Here is a 3,966-nt window from a genome sequence, read left to right as displayed (position 1 = left end):
GGGGAGGGGGTCGAGGGACTCCTGTGTAGGGGTGGGCTGAATCGGGGTTGGTGTAGGGGTGGGTGTAGGGGTGGGAGTAGGGGTGGGAGTAGGGGCAGGGACAACCGGGGTGGGGAGTGCCGCCTCGAAGGTGAAGGTTCGCACCGGGGAGTTGCCCAGCCCTTGGCGCAACGCGAACGCCTTGAGGGTGGTGCTGCGCGACAGGCGCAGCGGGGCGCTGTACCAAGGGCTGCTCCAGGTGGGTTCGGAGCCGTCGGTGGTGAAGCGGATCAGAGCGCCGCTGGTGGCGGTGGCCAGTTCGGCCAGCACCGTGCCGTCGCTCTGGTTGGCCGCGTTGATGCCCACCGCCGCCACATAACCGTCTTGGGCCAAGGGCAGGGCCGAGGGACTCACTGCCTGAGGGTGTACCCCCGACGGGCTGGCGGCACGGTCGCTGTTTCCTGCGGCCACCCCTTGGGGCAGGGTGTTCAGGTTAAGCACGATGGCCTGGGGCTCCAGTTCGGGCAGGGTGCCGAGGGTAGAGGGCTCTGGGGTTTGAGTAGTGCTTGCACCACAGCCGACGATGAGGGCGAGCAGACCCGCCATGAAGAAGTTGGGAAAACTTTTCATGGCTAGATATTACATGGTGTTTTTATATATTACAAGTATACATTATTTTATTTCGTCTTAATACTAGCCACGGCCAGCCAGTCGCGCTCGATGGTGTGCCGTCCGTCGCGGTAAATCACCCCTTTTCCAGGGTAGGAGGCAAAGCCGGGCAGAGGCTGGTCGCTGAGCAGGTAGTTGTCGGCCAAGCTGCCGGGCATGGTGGCGGCCTGGCGGTAATAGACTGCTCCCCAAGCCGCCCTAGCGGTGCTCAGAACTGAACTCGAGAAGGCGCTCTTCATCCCCTTGTCGAAGATGGCGTTGGCGATCACCAGCCGTCCGCAGCGTTGGGCCTGACGCAGGTACTCCAGGGTCAGGGTCTCGGGCGGCGGGGCGTTGCCGCTGAAGGTGTCGAGGAATACCAGGTCGTACTGCCGGGGTTCGCATTTCCGCACCACCGCCCTGGCGCTGGCGGCGAGGAAGCGGCCCCGCAAGGGCTCGCCCCACAGGGCCAGCGCCGCCTCTCGCACCGCCGGGTCGAGGTCAACACTCAGCGCATCCACGCCCCGGTCTCGTTCGAGCCTTTCAGGCAGCACCATCCCCGCCGCCCCCAGAAACAGGGCGTTGCCCAGCGGGCGCTCAGACAGCACCTCGAGGGCCTCCCGCACGTAGCTGAAGCTGGGCTGCTTGGCGGGCCAGGTCAGCCCGCTGGCGGCTTGACCGTTGGTGAAGAGGATGCGCTCCCCGCCCACTCGGGCCACCCTTAGCTGCTGGTAGGCACTGTCGCGGTGGAAGAGGTCAGAACTGGGGATAGACAAAAACAGCAGCGCTGGCAGGCCTGCCAGCAGCAAGACCGTCGCCGGTCTCCCGCCCGAGCCCCTCCCAAACGACAGCAGGGCGGCGCACAGCCACAGGGTCAACACCACCCCCACCGCCGTCCACCCCACCCCCGCCCAGCCGAACAGCAGCATCGGCGGCAGCAGCCCGCCCGCCACGCTGCCCAGGGTGCTCACCAGCAACAGCCGACCCGTCCAGCGCCCCGACTGACCCGTGCCGTCCTCGGCCTCGGCCAGCATCTGAACCAAGACCGGGATGGTGCAGGAGGCCAGAAAGACCGGCAGCCCCAGTGCCAGCACTGCGGCCAGCAGCAGCCCCCAGGAGAGCCCCAGCCCGTCCACCAGCCCGTCGCCCAGACGCGGCAGCAGGAACAGCCCCCAGGCGTAGAGGGTTCCGCTCAGGGTCAGGTTGAAAACCAGGGCCTCGCGCCGCCGCCCCGACTGCGCCAGCCGCCCGCCCTGCTCGTAGCCCAGGCTAAGGGCCAGCAGGATCACCGAGAGCACCACCCCGGTCAGGACGACGCTCGAGCCCACCACCGGGATCAGGATGCGGATCGCCAGTAGCTCCACCGCCAGGGTCGAAAACCCCTCCAAAAAAGCAACCAGATAGAGTATGTTTTTCACGATAACGATAATAATATGTATATTTGTAATATACAATATAGGACAGAATTTTCACGCAATAGCACATTGTTTTACGTGTACAAACATGGTATAAACAATGCCATGCCGAGACCCCGTATGCGCGAGCAGCCCCTGAGCTTTAACGACAGCATCGCCCAGCGGCGGAATAAGCTGCTCAAGTTCATCCCCGACGAGCTGCTGCCCCCTATCCACCTGCTGGGCGAGTGGGACACCCTCTTCCTGAGCGACTTCGCGGCCTTGCACGCCGATCACCTGCCGACCCTGCTCAAGATGGAACTGGCGGAGACCGAGGAGACCCTGATGGGGGAGGTGATCTCGCTGACCCGCTCGGGAAGGCTGGTGGCCGGGGCCAACCTCCAGTGGTCGAGCGGCGAGATGCTGCAAATATCCCGCTCCCTGCTCTACCGCGCCGCCGTGCAGCAGGCCCAGAAGCTGGGCAAGGCCGCCCAGGCCGAGCGGGTCAAGCCCTTCACCGCCAAGGTCTGGAGCAAGAAGGCTACTCTCTACTTGCACCTCAAGTACCCCTCCCCCTCGACGGTCAGCCTGGCCCGCACCGTCGAGAGCACCAGGGGGCTGCTCGAGGCCGACTCCGCCAAGCTCGTGATCTACCACGGCAAGCCCAAGAACCTGGGCGGCCTGGAGCGGAAGTTCGAGGGGCTGGTGGAGGCTGCTGCATTGGAGCCGCTCGAGCCGCAGCGCCGCCGGAAGAACAAGAGCTGACTCTGGCCTCTTGCCAAAACTCAGGCATCCCTCAGCAGCGCCCCGCCATCCGTCTGCCCCTCCACAGCCTCCAACCCCCAAGCCTGAAGTCGAGCAGCCAGCAGGCGCAGCAACCGCTCGGCCTCCGCCGCCGTGTCGGTCACCGCGATCACGAACTCCGACTCCCCCGACTTATCCTTCCAGGTCAGGCTGAAATCCTCCGCCGGGCCGACCCGCAGCACGTCAATCGTCACCGAGCAGCCGGTATCCAAGTTGAACAAAATCTCGCCGTTGTCAATCCACATGGTCGTTCTCCTAAGCACAGCAGCAGATTATCCAAACTTCTCCCCTGCCCCAGCGACACCGAGGTGACACCCGGCAGGCCAATGAGGTGATGGCTTGGATCGCCATCACCCTGCGAGGACAAAGACTCCAACCCTAGCAAGAGTTGTCTCTGAGGCAGTTCTCGAGGCTTTCATCGGCTCAACTACCTACGGTTAAGCCGGTGACAAGTGGGTGACAGATCAAAACGATTTACGCCAGGTTCACGGCCTGCGAGGGTTTCAGTTAACGCTTACCAGCCACAGCCGCCAGCCCATCACCTGCACCACGAAAAACAGCACCAAGTAGCCCAACCGGGTCAACCCGTGCTGCGCCTGGGCAAAACCCATTGCAGATAGCAAGACCCCAAACACCGACACCGGGGCGATCAGGTAGGTGCCGCACACGAAGACCATCAGGCTCGCGTCTCGCCAACCGGATAGTTGCCTCGAGGGCAGCAGGAACAGCACGGCAACCAGCGTCTCGAGAATCCCCGCCCCCAGGGCCAGGTAGCGGCTGACAATTGGGATTACTGGGTCGCTCTTGAGGTACAGCAAGACCTCGGTGGGCTGCTTGCTCAGGGCCATGACGGCCTGGGCGTTGTGGCGGATGTCTTCGAGCTGAAGGGAGCTGAACAGCGGCGCGACCGGCCCCATGCGGAAGTCGTGCAGGAAGAAGAAGTTGAAGAACGACCCGCTGGCGAAGTCGGGGCTGATCCACTTCCACAGCGAGGCCAGGGCGAACACCGTACCGATGAGGAACCTCGAGGAGAGGGTGATGGCCTTGTCCCGGTCTTTGGCAAAGAGCGCCAAGGTCAGGGCCAGCATCCACTGGGCCATCAAGAACAGGTGGTTTCCGGTCTCGTACCAGTTGAACATCA

At 63.7% G+C, this 3,966-nt stretch carries 5 protein-coding genes; 1 reads left to right on the top strand and 4 read right to left on the bottom strand.

All coding sequences use genetic code 11. The features are described 5' to 3' along the window. Both Q0288_RS09800 and Q0288_RS09795 read right to left on the bottom strand, forming a co-directional pair. Window positions 1-609 (bottom strand): chitobiase/beta-hexosaminidase C-terminal domain-containing protein (locus tag Q0288_RS09800; protein WP_299429891.1); only part of this gene is annotated, 609 nt, incomplete at its 3' end. A gap of 47 nt (window positions 610-656) precedes the next feature. Beyond that, window positions 657-2,045, bottom strand: a complete 1,389-nt coding sequence (locus tag Q0288_RS09795) for a fused MFS/spermidine synthase (RefSeq protein ID WP_299429889.1) — start codon at window positions 2,043-2,045, stop codon at window positions 657-659. A 102-nt stretch (window positions 2,046-2,147) separates the two neighbouring features. Between Q0288_RS09795 and Q0288_RS09790 the strand changes: the two genes are divergently transcribed. Next, window positions 2,148-2,786: a hypothetical protein gene (locus Q0288_RS09790; protein ID WP_299429887.1), complete on the top strand. Its 639-nt coding sequence runs from the start codon at window positions 2,148-2,150 to the stop codon at window positions 2,784-2,786. A gap of 20 nt (window positions 2,787-2,806) precedes the next feature. Here Q0288_RS09790 and Q0288_RS09785 read toward each other — a convergent pair whose 3' ends face one another. Both Q0288_RS09785 and Q0288_RS09780 read right to left on the bottom strand, forming a co-directional pair. Next, window positions 2,807-3,070, bottom strand: a complete 264-nt coding sequence (locus Q0288_RS09785; protein ID WP_299429886.1) for a hypothetical protein — start codon at window positions 3,068-3,070, stop codon at window positions 2,807-2,809. 258 nt (window positions 3,071-3,328) lie between these two features. Next, a partial coding sequence (locus tag Q0288_RS09780) for a hypothetical protein (RefSeq protein ID WP_299429884.1) occupies window positions 3,329-3,966 on the bottom strand: 638 nt, incomplete at its 5' end.

It is taken from the genome of uncultured Meiothermus sp. (assembly GCF_937863175.1).
Lineage (GTDB): Bacteria > Deinococcota > Deinococci > Deinococcales > Thermaceae > Meiothermus.
Note: the sequence above shows the minus strand (reverse complement) of the source record. Positions and strands in the feature narration are given on the sequence as shown.